This is a genomic window from Streptomyces sp. RPA4-2 (assembly GCF_012273515.2).
Lineage (GTDB): Bacteria > Actinomycetota > Actinomycetes > Streptomycetales > Streptomycetaceae > Streptomyces > Streptomyces kaempferi.
The window spans coordinates 8,051,303-8,068,312 of sequence record NZ_CP050975.2 but is presented as its reverse complement, the minus strand read 5'-3'; the positions used below and the strand labels follow the sequence as shown (position 1 = coordinate 8,068,312).

At 72.8% G+C, this 17,010-nt stretch carries 14 protein-coding genes and 1 pseudogene; 8 read left to right on the top strand and 7 right to left on the bottom strand.

The window, feature by feature from the left end; translation table 11 throughout:
* Positions 1–5 precede the first annotated feature (5 nt).
* A complete protein-coding gene (locus tag HEP85_RS35225) occupies positions 6–665 on the bottom strand; it encodes a hypothetical protein (protein WP_168531554.1) in 660 nt (219 codons plus the stop codon).
* Positions 666–1,093: 428 nt separating this feature from the next.
* On the bottom strand, positions 1,094–2,032 hold the full coding sequence (locus tag HEP85_RS35220) for an Ig-like domain-containing protein (protein ID WP_168534365.1): 939 nt from the start codon (positions 2,030–2,032) through the stop codon (positions 1,094–1,096).
* Positions 2,033–2,323: 291 nt separating this feature from the next.
* Here HEP85_RS35220 and HEP85_RS35215 point away from each other — a divergent pair, with 291 nt between their 5' ends.
* On the top strand, positions 2,324–3,568 hold the full coding sequence (locus HEP85_RS35215; RefSeq protein WP_248002200.1) for a 2-isopropylmalate synthase: 1,245 nt from the start codon (positions 2,324–2,326) through the stop codon (positions 3,566–3,568).
* Positions 3,565–4,269 (top strand): hypothetical protein, encoded by a 705-nt coding sequence (locus HEP85_RS35210; RefSeq protein WP_369657982.1) that lies wholly within the window; start codon positions 3,565–3,567, stop codon positions 4,267–4,269. Before HEP85_RS35215 ends, HEP85_RS35210 begins: the two co-directional genes overlap by 4 nt.
* 115 nt (positions 4,270–4,384) lie before the next feature.
* Here HEP85_RS35210 and HEP85_RS35205 read toward each other — a convergent pair whose 3' ends face one another.
* Positions 4,385–5,386: a hypothetical protein gene (locus HEP85_RS35205; protein ID WP_168531552.1), complete on the bottom strand. Its 1,002-nt coding sequence runs from the start codon at positions 5,384–5,386 to the stop codon at positions 4,385–4,387.
* Positions 5,387–5,644: 258 nt separating this feature from the next.
* Between HEP85_RS35205 and HEP85_RS35200 the strand changes: the two genes are divergently transcribed.
* The gene (locus HEP85_RS35200) at positions 5,645–8,059 is read left to right on the top strand and encodes an NB-ARC domain-containing protein (RefSeq protein WP_369657981.1); all 2,415 of its coding nucleotides are present in this window, start codon (positions 5,645–5,647) and stop codon (positions 8,057–8,059) included.
* 113 nt (positions 8,060–8,172) lie between these two features.
* On the opposite strand, the gene HEP85_RS35195 is transcribed toward HEP85_RS35200, so the two are convergent.
* From HEP85_RS35195 to HEP85_RS35185, 3 genes are read right to left on the bottom strand one after another with little or no spacing between them, the layout of a single operon-like run.
* Positions 8,173–9,045: an NAD(P)-dependent oxidoreductase gene (locus tag HEP85_RS35195; RefSeq protein WP_168531550.1), complete on the bottom strand. Its 873-nt coding sequence runs from the start codon at positions 9,043–9,045 to the stop codon at positions 8,173–8,175.
* Between the two features lie 7 nt (positions 9,046–9,052).
* Complete coding sequence (locus HEP85_RS35190) at positions 9,053–9,949, bottom strand: MIP/aquaporin family protein (protein WP_168531549.1); 897 nt, start codon at positions 9,947–9,949, stop codon at positions 9,053–9,055.
* A 28-nt stretch (positions 9,950–9,977) separates the two neighbouring features.
* Positions 9,978–10,469 carry a carboxymuconolactone decarboxylase family protein gene (locus HEP85_RS35185; protein WP_168534361.1) on the bottom strand — a complete coding sequence of 164 codons (492 nt, stop codon included), beginning with the start codon at positions 10,467–10,469 and terminating at the stop codon, positions 9,978–9,980.
* Between the two features lie 110 nt (positions 10,470–10,579).
* Here HEP85_RS35185 and HEP85_RS35180 point away from each other — a divergent pair.
* Positions 10,580–12,020 (top strand): annotated as a pseudogene (locus HEP85_RS35180) (PLP-dependent aminotransferase family protein).
* 120 nt (positions 12,021–12,140) lie between these two features.
* Here HEP85_RS35180 and HEP85_RS35175 read toward each other — a convergent pair.
* Positions 12,141–12,683 carry a TIGR00730 family Rossman fold protein gene (locus HEP85_RS35175; RefSeq protein WP_168534359.1) on the bottom strand — a complete coding sequence of 181 codons (543 nt, stop codon included), beginning with the start codon at positions 12,681–12,683 and terminating at the stop codon, positions 12,141–12,143.
* A gap of 300 nt (positions 12,684–12,983) precedes the next feature.
* Here HEP85_RS35175 and HEP85_RS35170 point away from each other — a divergent pair, with 300 nt between their 5' ends.
* The 4 genes from HEP85_RS35170 to HEP85_RS35155 are packed head-to-tail and all read left to right on the top strand — an operon-like array spanning position 12,984 to position 16,985.
* Positions 12,984–14,042 (top strand): ABC transporter substrate-binding protein, encoded by a 1,059-nt coding sequence (locus HEP85_RS35170; RefSeq protein WP_168531547.1) that lies wholly within the window; start codon positions 12,984–12,986, stop codon positions 14,040–14,042.
* A gap of 35 nt (positions 14,043–14,077) precedes the next feature.
* Positions 14,078–15,088, top strand: a complete 1,011-nt coding sequence (locus HEP85_RS35165; RefSeq protein ID WP_168531546.1) for an iron ABC transporter permease — start codon at positions 14,078–14,080, stop codon at positions 15,086–15,088.
* Positions 15,085–16,176 (top strand): iron chelate uptake ABC transporter family permease subunit, encoded by a 1,092-nt coding sequence (locus tag HEP85_RS35160; protein WP_329528168.1) that lies wholly within the window; start codon positions 15,085–15,087, stop codon positions 16,174–16,176. The genes HEP85_RS35165 and HEP85_RS35160 overlap by 4 nt, the downstream gene beginning before the upstream one ends.
* Positions 16,173–16,985: an ABC transporter ATP-binding protein gene (locus tag HEP85_RS35155; RefSeq protein ID WP_168531545.1), complete on the top strand. Its 813-nt coding sequence runs from the start codon at positions 16,173–16,175 to the stop codon at positions 16,983–16,985. Before HEP85_RS35160 ends, HEP85_RS35155 begins: the two co-directional genes overlap by 4 nt.
* Positions 16,986–17,010 lie beyond the last annotated feature (25 nt).

Genomic DNA, 17,010 nt, shown 5'->3' with positions numbered 1-17,010 from the left:
ACGGCTCACCCGGCCAGTGCGCAACGCAGGTCGTAGGGCAGCGACACGGTCAGTCCGGTCTCGCCCGCGGCCTGGCCGTAGTCGCTCAGCGCGCGGGCGACGTCGGGGAAGACCGGTTCGAGGGCCGTGACCGCGTCTCCGACGCCCACCGTGTGTCCGTCGACGCGGAAGTTCGTCAGGCGGGCTCCGGCCCGTCCCGCCGCCTTGTCCCACCAGTACTGACCGTCCCACGCCACCCACGGCGTCGCGCCGTGGGTGGACTGCACGCTCCAGTGGTCCTTCTGGTAGTAGTGGCAGGTCACCATGGCGATGGCGAACCGGGAGGGTTCGGCCACCAGGAACCGCAGGGCCCCTCCGTCGTCGACGGTGATGTCCCGCTTGCTGTACTCCACGCACAGCGGGTCGGCGAACGTCAGCCACCACGGCGGCTGTTCCCCCTCCCCGAACTCGTGCCAGGTGCAGCCGGCGGCGAACCCCGGCTCGGTGAACGGACCCGTGGACGTGTCGACGGACCCCGCGGAGCCGGGCGTCTGCCGGTCCGGGCTCTCGCGGACGACCGGCTTCGACGGTGCCGCGTCCGCGGGGCTGCTCGCGAGCAGCCCCGCGGACGCTCCCAATAGCAGCGCGCAGCCGGCTGCGGAGACACGAAGGCGCAGAGGAAACACGGGACCTCCCGTAAGCGGAGCAGGGTGAACGTCACGCGGGACCGCCGCCGTCACAGCGCGCTGGGCGGGGCGGCGGGCATACCGAGGATGGGGCACACCTACCGCCCAGTACAAGAGGTGGGTCAGTGACTCAGCCACTGGACCTGCGGCGAGGAGCGCCGTCAACTAGGCCGCGTGTACTGGTTGTTGTGCTTCCGACCTGGGACAGCATCCCGGCGCGGCCGTCCCCGCGGACGGCTCACCCACCCATATTTCGCATCACCGTGCCGCCCGCGGTCGATGTCCGCGGCCGACTCGCGCACCCACTCCCGTCGTCCGGCCTGCCGGACGGACCTCCGCATGCGGTTCGGCGCTCATCCGCCATCACGCGGAGGAGATACGGCGGTGCCGCGACATCGGCGAACCTGATGTCGCGGCACGGTGGCGCGTCACAGCGTCGCGGTCGTCCCCTCGCCGGAGGCGCTGCCCGCGAGCCATTGGTCCCAGCCCAGGTTGAAGGCGGCGTAGCCGTTGTCGGCGGGCGCCTGGGCACGGGGCGAGCCGGTGATGGTGACGGGGTCGCCCTGCTTCACCTGGCCGTAGAACCACTTGGCGTCGGACATGGACAGGTGGACGCAGCCGTGCGAGCCGCGGGCGCTGCCGCTGCCCGGATTCGGGTCACCGGTCGAGTAGTGCACGTAGGTGCCGGACTGGGTGAGGTGTACGTCCCAGGGCAACGTCAGGTCGTAGTAGTTGGGGCTGCCCTTGTCGCAGCTGATACCGACACTGCAGGAGGTCATGTGGACCTTCTCCTGCTTGTCGATGACGGCCATCGTGCCGTTCCACGTCGGATACTGGGCGCTGCCCGCGTTGATCGACAGGGTGCGTACCGCGGCGCCGTTCCGGGTCACCTTCATGGTGTGGCCGGTCACGGAGACGTTCGCGCGCACGTCGTCACCGATCTTGAAGGTGTGCGTGTAACTGCGTACGCCGTACCGTCCGTTGCCGTTCTCGACGCCCTTCATGTCGGCGTCGATCTTCACCGTCGTCCCGGAGGGCCAGTACGCCTTCGGGCGCCAGTCGGCGCGCTTGTCGCCGAACCAGTGCCAGGCACCGGCCACCGGCTGCGAGGCGCTCACCTTCATGTGCTTCTCGACCGTGGCCCGCGCCTTGGCCGCCACCGGGTTCGTGAAGACCACCGAGATCGGCATGGCCACACCGACCGTGGTTCCCGTCTGTGGCATGATCGTCTCCAGCAGCATCGGCGGACCGGCGGGCTTCGTCGGTGACGGCGAGGCACTCGCGCTCGGCTTGCCCGGAGCCTTTGCGTCGCCCCCGCCCGCCTTGTCACTGCCGCCCCCGCCACAGGCACTCGCACCCAGCAGCATCACACCCGTGACGAGTGCGATCCCTATGCCACCCTTGCGCCGTCCCACGACCTGCTCCGCTCTCTCGCCCCACGGCCCTGCCGGGCCCGCCTCACTGTCAGACAGCCACGGCACGGGCCGCAGTTGCACGCATCGCGTAAAACGTGTCCCAAGACTCGGTGCGCAGAGGTCCGCGTGCCCCCGATCGTGTGAAACATCCCGCTGCGCCTGCGGCGGGAACCCGCGCCGGGTGATCGTTCTCCGGGGCGTGACGGGCCCGCCGTCCACGGCCCGTGATCGAAGGGTGTGGCGGTGGCGGTCGATGTGGTGCGCGAGTCCGCGCGGGCGGGCCGGGTGGTGCTGTGGGAGGAGTCCCCGCGGGACGGGGCACAGGCCAAAACCCTGATGACGGCTGACTTCCGGGTGCGTCTGGCCCGTGCTCAGGGCCGGATCTTCGGTGCGGACGGTCCGCGGCACGTGGTGTTCGCCGCCGGATTCCCCGCCGTGTGCGCGGAGGAGTTCGAAGCGGTCCGGCAGGTGGCGGTGGAGGCCGGTGGGACGGTGAGCGTGTCCGCGGTGTGCCGGGGCACCGCCGGTGACGTACGCCAGGCGCTGGCCGCGGTCCGGGGCAGCGCGCACGCCAGGATCATGGTCATCGTGCCCGCGTCCGAGGCCATGGCCCAGGTGATGACCCACGGCTGCGCCGAGCGGGCACTGGCCGCCGGTGCCGCTCTGGTCGCGCAGGCCAGGGACACCGACGACAGGGTGGCCGTCGATGTGTGCCTGGCCGACGCCTCCCGGGCCGATCACGCCCTGACCGGCGAGCATGCCGCGCGGATGACGGAGGCCGGCGCCGGGGTGGTGGTGCTCGCGGACACGGTCGGCGACCAACTGCCGCAGGACGCCGCGGCCATGTTCACCGCCGTACGCCGCCGTGCGGGCGACGACGTGGTCCTGGCCTCGCACCTGCACAACGACCTCGGGCTCGCTCTGGCCAACACCCTCCAGGCACTGCGCGCGGGCATCCGCGTCCTGTCGTCGTCCTGGCTGGGCATCGCCGAACGCAGCGGGATGGTCGCCACCGAACAGCTCCTGTTCCTGCTCGCCTACCGCCCCGACCGCACCCGTGAACTCCTCGGCGACGGCCGCGCCCCGTGGTGGACCGCCCCCGATCTGACCCTGCTGCCGGGCATCGCGCGCATGGTGGCCGCCGAGACCGGCGCGCCGCTGGGTGTGACCACACCGATCGTGGGAGACGGCGTCGGCACGATCTCGACCGGCACCCCGTTCGTCCATCCCCGCCTGTTCGAACCCTACGATCCTCGCGCGCTCCTCGGGATCGAGCCCCGCGTGATCCTCACGCACCTCGCGAGCGCCCGAGTGATCACCGCCGTCGCCGCACGGCTCGGACACCGGCTCGACCCGGAGCAGACACGCAGCGCAGTAGCCTGGGTGAAGTCACACGCCTACCGGCAAGGACACGCTGTGATCGAGGAGACGGACTTCGGCGACTACCTCACCGGCCTGACCGTGCCCACCGCCCGGACTCCGCGATGACCACGCCGCGCGCCGGCGGCGTCGACGCCGTGCACGCGAGCCTGTCCCTGGGCCGGGCCGCCGTACTGCCCAACCCCGCACCCCTGACCTTCGTCGTCACCGCGGCCACGGCGCACGCGGTCAACCGGGCCAAGGACCGGCCCGCCGACCAGCCCGTCGCCCTGTGGACCCATCACCCGCACACCACCGAGCTCGTCCTGCGGGCACTCGAGCTGGCGCCGCACGCGGCCGAGTCCGCCCGTCGGCTGCTGGCCGACGAGCGTGTCACGGTGCTGGCCCCGCTGCGTCACGACCACACGCCACCCGACTGGCTGGCCCCCGCGACCCACGACGGGTGGACCCTGCTGTTCGGCGCCCGCTGGAGTCCCCTGCGGCCGGTCCTGGACGAGTACCCCGTCCTGTATGTCAGCAGCGCCAACCGCACCGGCCGGCCCCCGGCGCCGACCGCGGCCCAGGCACGCGCGATGTTCCCCGGCCACGTTCCCGTCCTCGACCCGGCCGCGCTTTCCGGCACCACCCCGGACACCCCGGACTCTCCGCCGCGCGCGGCGACCACCACCCTCCGCCTGCACCCGGACGGCCACCTGGAACTGCACCGCTCCGGCGCGCAGGACGCGACGCACTCCGGCCCCACCGCCTATCTGCGCCACCTGCGGGCCACCGGCCGAGGCGGACCCGACCTCACCGGGCAATACACCTAGGGCGTGGTGCGCAAGTCCCGCCTGCCTCACGAGGCCTGGCACGCTCGGGGCAGTCGACGGCGGTGACCGGGTCGAGGACGGGCCCCGGCCGGCCGGTGCGGCGTGCTCCCGCCGGTCAGCTGTACGTCAGGACCCACAGGAAGACGGCGACCGCCCGCACCAGGTCGTCCGTCTCCTCGGTCTGGACCCGCAACGCTCCCGGCACGTGGGCCAGTTCCCAGGAGGCCGGGTCGGCGGGCTCGTGCGGCTCGGCCGCCCACAGTCGCCCGATCTCCTCGGCGCTCGCTCTCAGCGCGTCGCACGCACGGGCCGTGGCGACGAGCACCTGGGCCAGCGGCCCCGGGCTTCCCTGGCTGTCGCGCGGCAGCGTGTCGGCGTCCGTGGACAGGGCGTCCGCGAGGTCGACCAGGCGTGCCGCCCGCACCGGCCAGCCCGACGCCCGGTCTCCCGGGGCGGCGCGTTCGCCGGCCGGTTCACGGTCCAGGCCGGTGCGCGCCCAGGTGGACCGTTCCCGGGCGGTGGGCTGCCATGTCCCGCGCTCCCGGAGGTCGTCCGCACGCCCCATGGCCTGACGAGCCAGGACGAGGGTCGCCGGCCAGTCGCCGCGCTCCCAGTCCGGCGTAGCCAGGACTTCCCGGACACGGTAGCCGAGCGTCAACCGCACCCCGGCGGGGCGGGGTCGGGGGAGTTCCGCCGCGACGTGGGCCCGCAGTACGTGCCTGACCCCGGCCACCGACTCGGCGCTGCCGACCCCGATACCGCCCATCCGGGCGGCGTCGGGCAGGGGACCGGCCGCCAGCGGGACGGCCTCGGGGTGGCAATAGCGCAAGGTGTCGGCCAGGAGAATCTCGTCGACCAGGATCCCGGCGTCGTGGGCGGCCCGCCACAGCAGCAGGCCCACGGTGTGCGGGCCGCTTCCCCACGGCCACTTGGCATGCCGGCCCGAACGGGCGTGGGTCCGCCGGGGTGGCGGGGCGTGGAGGAAGAGTTCCTGCTCCTCGTACCAGGCGGCCAGCAGGTCTCCCTGCCGGCAGGCCCGCTCCCATGCCCCGCACCCGTACGCGGCCCGGTGCCCCGACTCCCACCCGTCCACGTCCACGTTCGCGTTCACGTTCACCGGATGAACCGTACCGGGAGCCGCCGGCCCCGGACGCCGGTCGCGCATCCGCACCGCCACCCGCCGACGTGACCAGAACCAGGGACCAGGGACCACGGCGATCGGAACGCCGGTGAAATGGAGTTCGCCGGGCTCTGCCGCGAGGCGGGGTGCCCGGCTTTACTGTCCGGTGTGGCCGTGAGCCCGGCCCGCGGGGAAGACATGACCGGCCGACGGGCGACGCGCGGCCCTGTGGCGAGGGGCGGACGGGGGCATGCGATGCGGCGGGAGCGGGTGCCGGCGCTCATCGGCGTGGTCTCCGGACTGTTGTCGGTGCTGCTCGCGGTCGCCGTCAACGTCGCCACCGGAGGCAGCCTTCCGCCCCCTCTCGACGCGGTCGCCTGGCTGTCGTGGCCCGCGGTCGGCGTCCTGGCCGCGGTCGTCGTGGGGCTCGCCGTGTGGCAGCAGCGTCTCACCACGTCGCCGAGTGCGGGGGCCGCGGACGGCCGGGAAGCAGCCGGGCGGCCGGCCGAACTGCCCGCCGCGCCGGGTCTGACGGGCCGGGCCCGGGATCTGGCCGCGGTCGACGAGGCGCTGGAGCAGCGGTACGGCGTCGTCACCTTCGTCGGACCACCCGGCGTCGGCAAGTCCTCGCTCGCGCTGCGCGTCGCCCACGATCTGCGCGGCCGTTACCCCGACGGGCAGTTGTTCGCGGCGCTGCGGGGCGCGAGCGCGGACCCGGCCGCGCCCGAGGCCGTACTGGCCCGGTTCCTCGGTGCGATGGGTGTGGCCGAGGACGAACGGCGCGGTGCCGTCGAGAATCTCGCGGCGAGGTTCCGGTCCGAACTGGCCGATCGTAAGGTCCTGTTGGTGCTCGACGATGCTCGGGACGCCGAGCAGGTGGCGCCGTTGCTTCCCGGCGACGCGGGCTGTCTGGCAGTGGTCACCAGCCGCCGCGTGCTCGCGGGAATCCCGGGGTCCGCGACCCACCTGGTCGGCGGGCTGGATCCGGCCGAGGGACTCGCCCTGCTCACCGAGGCCGTCGGGGCGGACCGGGCGGCCGCCGACCCCGACGCGGCGGTTCGGATCGTCAGGGCCTGCGGCGGGCTGCCACTCGCCCTCCGCATCGCCGGTGGCCGGCTGCGGGCGCGGGTTTCCTGGCAACTGGCGGACTTCGCGGACCAGTTGGAGGACGAACGACAGCGACTCGACGCCCTCCGGCTCGGCGACCTGGCGGTCCGCGCCAGCTTCGACGCCTCGTACGAGGAGCTGCCCGCCGTGGACCGGCTGGTCTTCCGGCGCTGCGGCTCGCACCCCGGCCAGATCTTCGGTTCCGCGGCGGCAGCGGCGCTCGCGGGGCGGGAGCCACCGGCGGTGACGGCCGCGCTGGAGCGGCTCGTCGACGCCCAGCTCGTCGAGTCCCCCGCCCCCGGCCGGTACCGACTGCACGACCTGCTGCGGTTGTTCGCGGTGGAGCGTACGGAGGCCGAGGACACTCCGGAGGTACGCGTCGCGGCCCTGGCCCGGCTGCTGGACCTGCTGACGGGACACGCCGCTGTCGGGAACTGGCTTGCCGACGAGCGGGAAAACGTGGTGGCGGCACTGCGTCAGGCCGTGGCCTCGGGGCTGTACGAGCCCGCGTGGGCGCTCGCCTCCGCCGTGGGCCCGCTGCTGAGCCGCGCGGAGGATCACGTCGACCGGCTGCCCCTCTGGCATGCGGCGGCGGAGGCGGCCGACGCGCTCGACGACGACCCGCGCAGGGTCCGCGCCTTGCTCCAGATGTCGTACGCGTGCCGCAACTCCGGGGACGTGACGGCCGCTCTGGACTCGGCGACGCGGGCCCTCTCGGTCGCGGAGCGGCTGGGCGGACGGCCCGCGCTCGCCGAGGCCCTGCTGTGTCACGGCGAGGCGCTGCGTGACCTGTACCGCTTCGACGAAGCGGCGGAGGCGCTCACCCGGGCGGTGGTCCTGTACGCCGAACTCGGCGACGAGGAGCGGGAGATACAGGCCCGTACGGCGCTCGGCGCGCTCTACATGGCGTTCTGGCACGCGGACGAGGCCGTGGAGGTACTCGAACGCGCGGTGGCGCTGCTGCCCGCCCAGGACAGCGTTCAGCACGCGTGGACGATCGGGGGCCTGAGCACGGCGTACCGGCTGTCCGGGCGGCGCGGCGAGGCGATCGCGCTCAACGAACGGGCGCTGCGGATCGCGCGGGCCGGCGGAGGCGACCTGTTCGCCCTCGGCTATCAGCTCGCTGGACGCGCCTGGCTGGCGCACGAGGACGGTCGGACCGACGACGCGCTGACGGACATGCGGGAGATGCTCACCGTCTTCGAGAGGATGCGGCACTCCACCGGTGCCGGCCTCGCGCTCGAGGGAATCGCCGGGATCGCCATGGCGGCCGGGCGCCACGACGACGCGATCGAGGCGAGTGAGGCGGCAGCCGTGCGGTTCGACCGTACCGGCGACCGGGTACGCGCGGGCCGCGTCCGGCTGCAACAGGCCGTCGTGCTCGCCGAGGGCGGCCGCACCGACGCGGCCGGAGCGCTGTGGCGCACCGCGGATGCCCTGATCGGCGACGCGGAACCACCGGAGGTCCCCCGCCTGCGTGACCGTCTGCGCGAACTCCTCGGAGACCGGTCCCCGTCCGGTCCCGGGCCGACGGCGGACGGTGCCACCGGACGACCCGGGTAGCGGCCCGCGTCGATCGGACCGCTTCGGCGTCGGGCCTGGATCCGGTGACGCACAGAGTTCCGCGAAGTCCGTGGGCGAACCCCTGTGCGTCAGATGTGCGTCGGACACGTGTGTCAGACGTCCTGCGCGGCGAAGCCGTACCGCCACGTCGTGTGTTCGGGTTCCCATCCCCGGGAGCGGGCCCGTTCGTTGGACGCGCCCCTGGCCTCGTTCTGCCGTCCTGTCCGTTCCTCGGGTGCGGGCACACCGAGGGCGGCTGCCAGGACCGGCAGCCACTGGCGGCCCTCGGCCGGCTCGTCGTCCACGATGTTGACGGGCCCGGAAGGCCAGCCGAGGGCGGCGACGGTGGCCCTCGCGGCGTCGGCGACGTGCACGAACGATGTCACCGAGAGATCCGCCTCGAGGTTGGCGAGAAGACGCGCGTTCGGGTCGCCGGCCAGGGCCGCGGCCACGGCGCCGCCCGGCGCGTACCAGGTACCCGGGCCGTACAGGATGCCGTAGCGCAGGGCCACGCAGGTCTCCATCTCGGCCGCGGTCTCCTCCAGTGCCCGGATGCCCTCCACCATCCCTCGTCGCGGCTCGGCCGCCCCGAGATCCAGCGGTTCGGTCTCGTCCGCCGGGGTCTCCCCCGGTACGTACGCCCAGGAGATCGACTGAGCGACGATCCGTTCCACTCCGGCGGACCTGGCCGCGTCCACGAGATTGCGCGTGCCCTCGCGGCGTAGCCGGTTGGTCGTCTCCCCGTCGGCGTCCGACAGGGCGGTGAGCTGGTGGATCACCGCGTCCGGAGCGGTCGCGGCCATCACCCGTCGCAGGGCGTCCCTGTCGAACGCGTCCGCCTGGACGGCTGACGCGCCCTGCCGTCGTACTCGTTCCACCCCCTCGGGCGTACGGGAGACTCCCGTGACCTGATGTCCTTCTTTCAGCAGCAAAGGGACGAGGAGTCGGCCCACTGCGCCGGTCGCACCGGCAACCAGGATGTTCATGAGGGAATCAGCCCTTTCGATCGGATGAGTGTCCATCTTGTACTGATATGGGTGGAGTGGGAGCTGTAGCCCGGCCCGGCGCGCGAAGGGCGGCGTGCCCGTTCACGGCGAAGGCGGGGACACCGCCCTCGCCCGACGGGTCGACACTCGCCGCCACCCGCGTCGCACCTGCGGGAAGGCGCCGCCGGAGCCGTCCGAGGAGGCGGTCGAGCCAGGCGCCGAGCGCGGCTCCCAGGACCGGCGCCACCAGATAGATCCACAGGTCCTCGGTCCGGCCGGCGAGCACGGCGGGCCCGAGCTGGCGGGCCGGGTTGACCGAGCCCCCGCTGCGGGTACCGAGCAGGGTGATCACCAGCGCGACGGACAGTCCGATGGCGTACGGCAGCAGGTGTGAGAAGCGGGTATGGGCCATGAGGAACCCGACGACGAGGACGATGGCCGCCATGCCTCCCGCCTCGGCGAGAAAGACGGCCGAGGGCTGCCAGGCGGGCGCGGGCCCGATCGCGGCGTAGTCGACGGACGGGAGGGTCACCGGGCGCCCCCACACCAGGCGCGCCAGCCCCGTTCCCGCGGCGGAGCCCGCGAGTTGCGCCAGCACATAGGGCAGGACGCCGCGCCCCGGGAAGGCGCCCATCAGCCACAGGGAGACCGTCACGGCCGGATTCATGTGGCCCCCGCTGCGTCTCCCCGGCGGGGTGAGGATGAGCACGGTGAGGACGATCCCACTGAAGGCGCCGATGACCGTGATCGCGACGTCGAGGTCGGCGACGCAGAGCACGGAGCCCGGATCGCGCAGCCACCGTACCGCCGTCACCGCGAGGAACAGCAGGGCGGTGGCGAGCACGAACTCGTCGACGGCACGGGCCGGCGACACCCGGCGCGCGCGAGAGGGAACGGTACTCACCAGGATCTCCTTCGCATGTGTCGTCAGGTCAGATGGCGGATGCGCAGTGGCCGGGGACGAGGCAGGTGGACACCCCGAAGCCGTTCCGGCCGTTGAGCGTCGTGATCACGGCGACGAGACGGGCCAGCTCGCTCTCGTCGAACTCGGCCGCGACCCGCGCGTACACCTCGTCCGGCACGGAACCGTCCGTGCGCACGGTGATCGCCTCGGTCAGCTCGATCGCCGCGATCTCCTTGGCCTTGTAGAAGTGCATCGACTCCCGCCAGGCGCCGAGCCGGAGGATCCTCCCCGCCGACTCACCGGCCGCGAGCGCGTCCCCGCTGTGCATGTCCAGGCAGAGGGCACAGTGGGTGATCTGGGCCGCGCGGATCTTGACCAGGTTCAGCAGGACGGGCGCGAGCCCCCGCTTCGCCGCCGCGTCCGGGCGGCCCACGGCCTCGAACGCCCGCGGCGCGGGTTCCGCCGGGCCCGGACGGGGCGGATGCTCGCGAAGGCGGCCGAGGCTGTCCAGACTGTCCATGTTGTATGTGTTGCGTTGGTTGTATGGGTTGTCACGGTTCTCATTCGCTTCGTTCGTGTTCATGACTGCAACGCTACGCATCCAGTGGCACTGAAGTAGGGTCCAGTTCCGTGACAGATTCCCAGACCAATTCGGGGACCGACTCGCCCGCCGGACCCGGCACCGACCTCCATCTGGAACTGCGCGGCCCCGGGCTGCGCGCCGGCCTCACCAACGCGCTCCGGGACGCCGTACGTACGGGGCGGCTGGCACCCGGCACCCGGCTGCCACCGTCCCGCTCGCTCGCCGCCGATCTCGGTATCTCCCGCAACACCGTCACCGACTCCTACGCCGAACTCGTCGCGGAGGGCTGGCTCACCGCCCGGCAGGGCTCCGGGACCCGGGTGGCGGAGCGGGCCGAACCGAGCCGCGCCGAATCCGACACTGAGGGCGCGCGGCCGGCCCCGAAACGCCCGACGTACGGCCTGCGGCCGGGTTCACCGGACCTCGCGAACTTCCCCCCGCGCACAGTGGCTCACCGCCGCCCGCCGCGCCCTGACCGCCGCACCGCACGAGGCCTTCGGGTACGGCGACGCCCTCGGCCAGATCCGTCTGCGCACCGCCCTCGCGGACTACCTGGCGCGGGCCCGCGGGGTGTACGCCGAGCCGGAGCGGATCGTCGTCTGCTCCGGCTTCCACCACGGGCTCGCGCTGATGGCGCGGGCACTCCGGGCGCGGCGGGTACGGGCGGTGGCCGTCGAGTCGTACGGACTCGATCTCTATCGCGACCTGCTGACCGACGCCGGCCTGCGCACTCCGTCCGTCCACGTCGACGAACACGGCGCGCGCACCGACGACTTGGAGCGGCTGGAGGACATCGGCGCGGTACTGATGACACCCGCCCACCAGTACCCGACGGGGGTCGCGCTGCGCCCGGACCGGCGTACGGCGGCCGTCGAATGGGCGCGGCGCACCGGCGGCCTGATCCTGGAGGACGACTACGACGGGGAGTTCAGATACGACCGTCAGCCGGTGGGTGCCCTGCAGGGCCTCGGCCCCGACCGGGTGGTGTACTTCGGCTCGGTGAGCAAGTCACTGGCGCCCGGAGTGCGGCTGGGCTGGATGGTCCTGCCGCGGGATCTGGTCCCGGACATCGTCGCCGCCAAGGGGTACGGCGACTACATGTCGAGTGCGCTCGAACAGCTCACGCTGGCCGAGTTCCTGACGTCGGGCGCGTACGACCGTCATGTGCGCTCGATGCGACTGCACTACCGGCGCCGCCGAGAGCAACTCGTCACGGCCCTGGCCCACAGGGCCCCCCACGTCCACCTGAGGGGTATGGCCGCGGGCCTGCAGGCGGTTCTCGAACTCCCCCACGGAACGGAGCACTCGGTCACCCAGGAGGCAGCGCGGCGGGGTCTCGCGGTCAGCGGCCTCGCGGAGTTCCGCTACGAGACGCCCGAGTCCGGCCGGCAACTCCCCCAGCAGGACGCGCTCGTGGTGAACTACGCGGCTCCCTCGGACAGTGCGTGGAAGGGTGCGCTGGACATCCTGTGCGGGGTGATGCCCTAGACGTATCACCATGTATCGCCACGCATGGACGCGCATGGACGCGCAAGGACGCGCATAGGCGCGTCCTTGCGTGTACCGCCGTGAGTGGTTGCGGCCGCGGACGGGCCCGCCGCGGCCGGCTCATCGTGGTCCGACGACCGATTCCTCCAGGTGGGCGAAGGCGTCCGCGGCCGCGTCGGCGAGGAAGAACAGCCCGCTCAGGGGCACCGGCAGGAATCCCTCCGCCTCCATCCGGCGGAGCTGGAGTGTCAGACCGTCGTAGAACCCGGCCGAGTTCAGCAGCACCACGGGCTTGTCGTGCAGGCCGTGCTTTCTCAGCTCCAGGACCTCGGTCACCTCGTCCAGCGTGCCCAGACCGCCCGCCATCACGACCACCGCGTCCGCGCGGGCGAGCAGCAGGGCCTTGCGTTCGGCGAGGTCGTCGGCGAACACCATCTCGTCGGCGTCCCGTCTGGCCCACTCGCGCAGAAAGGCGACCGAGACCCCCACCAGCCGTCCTCCGGTCTCCCGCACCCCGTCGGCGACGACCTTCATCAGACCGGTGTCGGATCCGCCCCACACCAAGGTGTGACCACCCTTCCCGAGCAGCTCCGCCAGTTCGCGGGCCGGCCGGGTGTAGCGCTCGTCCAGGTCCGCGGCGGAGAGGAAGACGCAGACGTTCATCGGGGTGGGAACTGTGGCGGAGGCTGCTGTCATGATCCCGACCCTACGTACCGGGCGCCTCGGCCACCGGGGCCAATTCCCGGCTCGGGAACGGGACCAATCCGGCGCCACGCCCTCCACGGCAGGGCGGTGCGACGGGGTGTGCGCGGCTGTCCGGGCACCGCGGCGACCTGGGGACCGGCGGTTTCCCGGGCGCGCGGTCCGGCTCGCGCACCCCCGGTCGCGTCCCGCACACGGGCTTCTCATAAGGTTAGGCTCACCTAATACTTCAAAGGTGAACCACAGCTAGGAGCCCATCCCATGTCTCTTCGGCGCCGCGGCACAGCCGCAGTCGCTCTCGCCGTCGCCGCCGCACTGTCGCTCGCGGCGTGCGGCAGTGATTCCTCCGGGAACGGGAAGGGGGACAGCGCCTCCGCACAGGCCGGGTCGGGCGCGAAGGACTCCAAGTCGGTGGCGAAGGGCGGCAAGGACTTCGCCGACGCCGCCGAGAAGACCGCCGCCCTCGGCACGGACGCCAGGGCCGGCCAGTGGCCGCGTACGGTCAAGCACGCGATGGGCAGCACCGAGATCAAGGCGCGGCCCGAGCGCGTGGTCGTCCTGGACGTCGGCGAGCTCGATAACGTTGTCTCCCTCGGTGTGAAGCCGGTCGGTCTGGCCCCGACCGAGGGCTCGCCGGAGCTGCCGTCGTACCTGAAGAAGAACGCGGGCGAGCCGAAGAACATCGGCACCATCAACAGCCTCAACCTGGAGGCGATCGCGGCGCTCAAGCCGGACCTGATCCTGGGCAGCCAGTTGCGCGCGGCCAACTCCTACGACGAACTGTCGAAGATCGCGCCGACCGTCTTCTCGATCCGCCCCGGCTTCACGTGGAAGCAGAACTACCTCCTCAACGCGGCCGCGCTGGACAGGACGGCGCGGGCCGAGGCGAACCTCGCCGCGTACGAGAAGCGCGCGAAGGCCCTCGGGGAGAAGCTCGGCGCCCACAAGCCGACCGTGTCGATGGTCCGTTACCTGCCCGACGGCGTCATCCGGCTCTACGCCAACGACTCCTTCATCGGCACGATCCTCAAGGACATCGGCATCCCGCGCCCGAAGAACCAGGACATCGCGGACCTGGCCGCCGAGATCAGCCCCGAGAACATCGACCAGGCCGACGCCGACTGGATCTTCACCGGGGTCTACGGCGACGCCAGGGCCACGGACAAGAGCAAGGCCCAGGCCAATCCGCTGTGGAAGAACCTCAAGGCGGTCAAGGACGGCCACGCCCACGACGTACCGGACGAGACCTGGTACCTGGGGCTCGGCGTCACCGCCGCGAACGCGGTGCTCGACGACCTCCAGAAGTACCTGACCGCCTGAGAACAGAGTCCGAGAACAGAGAGGGAGCGCGGCGCATGTCGCCACCCGACCCCACCCGCCGCCGGGCCGGCCTGCTGCTGGCGGGTACGGCGATGCTGCTGGCCGCCGTCCTGCTGAGCCTCGCCGTGGGCAGCCGGCAGATCGCGCCGGGCGAGGTGATCCAGGCACTGCTGCACGGCGGCACCAGCGACAACGCCCAGGTGGTGCGGTCGTTGCGGGTACCACGCACGGTCGTCGGCGTGCTGGCCGGCGCCGCGCTCGCGCTCGCCGGGACGGTGATGCAGGGCGTCACCCGCAACCCCATCGCGGAACCGGGCATCCTCGGTGTCAGCCAGGGCGCCTCGGTGGGCGTGGTGTGCGCGATCGCGTTCTGCGGCGTGCACACCCTCGACGGCTACGTGTGGTTCGCGTTCGCGGGCGCGGCACTGGCGGCGGTGGGCGTCTACGCCGTCGCCAGCGGCGGCCGGGGCGGCGCCTCGCCGGTCAAGCTCGCGCTCGCGGGCGCCGCCATGAACGCCTTCCTCGCCTCGCTCGTGTCCGGGATCGCCACCACCAACGCCCGTGCCCTGGACGAGTTCCGCTTCTGGCAGGTCGGTTCCCTCAGCGGGCGTGGCAGCGAGGTCATCGGTGAGATCTGGCCGTTCCTGCTGGGCGGTCTGGTCCTGGTCGCGGCCACGGCCCGGGGCCTCGACGCCCTCGCCCTCGGCGACGACGCCGCCAAGGGACTCGGCCACAACGTCGCTCTGCTGCGCGTGCTCGGCGCGCTGGGGGCGACCGTGCTGACCGGAGCGGCGGTGGCCGCCGTCGGCCCGATCGCCTTCACCGGCCTCGCCGTTCCGCACATCGCCCGCGCCCTGGTCGGCACCGCGCACCGCTGGGTGCTGCCGCTGGCCGCGCTCCTCGGGCCGGTGATGATCCTCGGCTCCGACGTGCTCGGCCGCGTCGTCTTCCCGCCCTCGGAGGTACCGGTGGCCGTCATGACCGCCCTGATCGGCGTGCCGTTCCTGATCGCGCTCGTGCGGCGCCGGGCGGTGGTGCCCGCATGAGCCCCGCGAGCCGCGACGACACCGTGCCCGTCCGGGCCGCCGTACACCCGGCCGGGCACGCCGTCCTTCGCGGGGGACGCGCCAGTTTCCTCGTGCACCGCAGGGCGGTCGCCGTCGCGGCGGTGCTCGCGGTGCTGCTCGCCTGCGCGGTGGTGGCCTACCTGTGTGTCGGCGAGTCCTTCGTCGCACCGGTGGAGGTCGTCCGCGTGCTGTTCGGGCGGCCGAGCCCCGACGAGCTGGTCGTGGGCACACTGCGCCTGCCGCGGCTGGTCGTCGGGCTGCTGGCGGGGGCCGCGTTCGGCGTGGCGGGCGCGCTGGTGCAGACCGTCGCGCGCAATCCGCTGGCCAGTCCCGACGTCATCGGTGTCACGCACGGCGCGGGCGCGGCGACCGTCGCCGCGATGAGCTTCGGCGCCGTCGGCTACGGCGCGCTGCCGTACGTCTCCGTCGGCGGCGGCGTCGCGGCGGCCCTGCTGGTGTACTCCTTCGCGTGGCGGCGCGGGCTGAACTCCTCGCGCTTCGTCCTGGTCGGCATCGGCGTGTCGGTCGCGCTCGGCTCGCTGACGCAGCTGTTCCTCACCAAGGGCGACTATCTGGTGGCCCAGCAGGCCAAGGTGTGGCTGACCGGCTCACTCAACGGCCGCGGCTACGAGGAGGCGCGCCCCCTCGCGCTCGTGCTCCTGGTCGGCGTCCCGGTGGCTCTGTGGGCGGCGCGCGCGCAGCGCGGCGCGTCCTTCGACGACGACACCGCCACCGCCCTCGGTGTGCGCCTGGACCGGGTCCGTCTCGGCCTGACCGCGTTCGGTGTCGTCCTCGCGTCGGTGGCGACCGGCGCCGCGGGACCGGTCGACTTCGTCGCACTGCTCGCTCCGCAGGTCGCCCGCCGGCTCACGCGCACGGCGCAGATCCCGCTGCTGTCCTCGGCGTTGACCGGCGCGCTGGTCGTCGTGGTCGCGGACCTGCTGGCCCGCCGCTTGTTCTCCCCGATCGAGCTGCCCGTCGGCGTTCTCACCGCCGTGGTGGGCGCCCCGTACCTGATGTGGCTCATAGTCCGCACCCGCAGCCGTACCGGAGGCATCTCCTCATGAGCCGTCCGCCCGTCAGCCGCCTGACGGCACACGACCTGACCCTGGCGTACGAGGACCGCACCGTCGTCGAGGGGCTGGACCTGGAGATACCCGACGGCGAGGTCACGGTCGTCGTCGGTCCGAACGCCTGCGGCAAGTCCACGGTCCTCAGAGCGCTGGGGCGCCTCCTGAAACCGCGCGGGGGCGCCGTGCTGCTGGACGGCGCCGAACTCGCCCGGGTTCCCGCCCGGCAGATCGCGCGGACCATCGGGGTCCTGCCGCAGTCCCCCACCCCGCCGGACGGCATCACCGTCGCCGACCTCGTCGCCCGTGGCCGCCAGCCGCACCAGAAGTGGTGGCAGCAGTGGTCGGAGGCCGACGAGCGGGCCGTCACCGACGCGCTGGAGCGCACCGACACGGCCGACCTCCACGACCGGCCGGTGGACGAACTGTCCGGGGGCCAGCGGCAGCGGGTGTGGATCGCCCTGGCGCTGGCCCAGGACACGGACCTGCTGCTCCTGGACGAGCCGACGACGTACCTGGACATCGCGCACCAGGTGGAGGTCCTCGACCTCGTCCGCCGGCTCAACCACGAGCGCGGCCGCACCGTCGTCGCCGTCCTCCACGACCTCAACCAGGCAGCGCGTTACGCCGATCACCTCGTGGCCATGAAAGCGGGCCGCATCGTCGCCCAGGGGCCGCCGGCCGAGGTCGTCACCGCCGATCTGGTCCAGGACGTCTTCGGCCTCTCCTGTGTCGTCGTCCCCGACCCGGTCACCGGCGGCCCGCTCGTCGTCCCCGCCCGGGTGTGGGACGCGCGGACGCGTTGACCGCCCGGCCGCGGCCCACGGCCGC

Excerpts from the sequence above, each read along its gene's own strand:
- HEP85_RS35175 (WP_168534359.1), bottom strand. The coding sequence starts at position 12,683 with ATGAACGTCTGCGTCTTCCTCTCCGCCGCGGACCTGGACGAGCGCTAC.
- HEP85_RS35165 (WP_168531546.1), top strand. The coding sequence starts at position 14,078 with ATGTCGCCACCCGACCCCACCCGCCGCCGGGCCGGCCTGCTGCTGGCG.
- HEP85_RS35200 (WP_369657981.1), top strand. The coding sequence starts at position 5,645 with ATGCGGCGGGAGCGGGTGCCGGCGCTCATCGGCGTGGTCTCCGGACTG.
- HEP85_RS35155 (WP_168531545.1), top strand. The coding sequence starts at position 16,173 with ATGAGCCGTCCGCCCGTCAGCCGCCTGACGGCACACGACCTGACCCTG.
- HEP85_RS35210 (WP_369657982.1), top strand. The coding sequence starts at position 3,565 with ATGACCACGCCGCGCGCCGGCGGCGTCGACGCCGTGCACGCGAGCCTG.
- HEP85_RS35170 (WP_168531547.1), top strand. The coding sequence starts at position 12,984 with ATGTCTCTTCGGCGCCGCGGCACAGCCGCAGTCGCTCTCGCCGTCGCC.
- HEP85_RS35185 (WP_168534361.1), bottom strand. The coding sequence starts at position 10,469 with ATGGACAGTCTGGACAGCCTCGGCCGCCTTCGCGAGCATCCGCCCCGT.
- HEP85_RS35195 (WP_168531550.1), bottom strand. The coding sequence starts at position 9,045 with ATGAACATCCTGGTTGCCGGTGCGACCGGCGCAGTGGGCCGACTCCTC.
- HEP85_RS35220 (WP_168534365.1), bottom strand. The coding sequence starts at position 2,032 with ATGCTGCTGGGTGCGAGTGCCTGTGGCGGGGGCGGCAGTGACAAGGCG.
- HEP85_RS35160 (WP_329528168.1), top strand. The coding sequence starts at position 15,085 with ATGAGCCCCGCGAGCCGCGACGACACCGTGCCCGTCCGGGCCGCCGTA.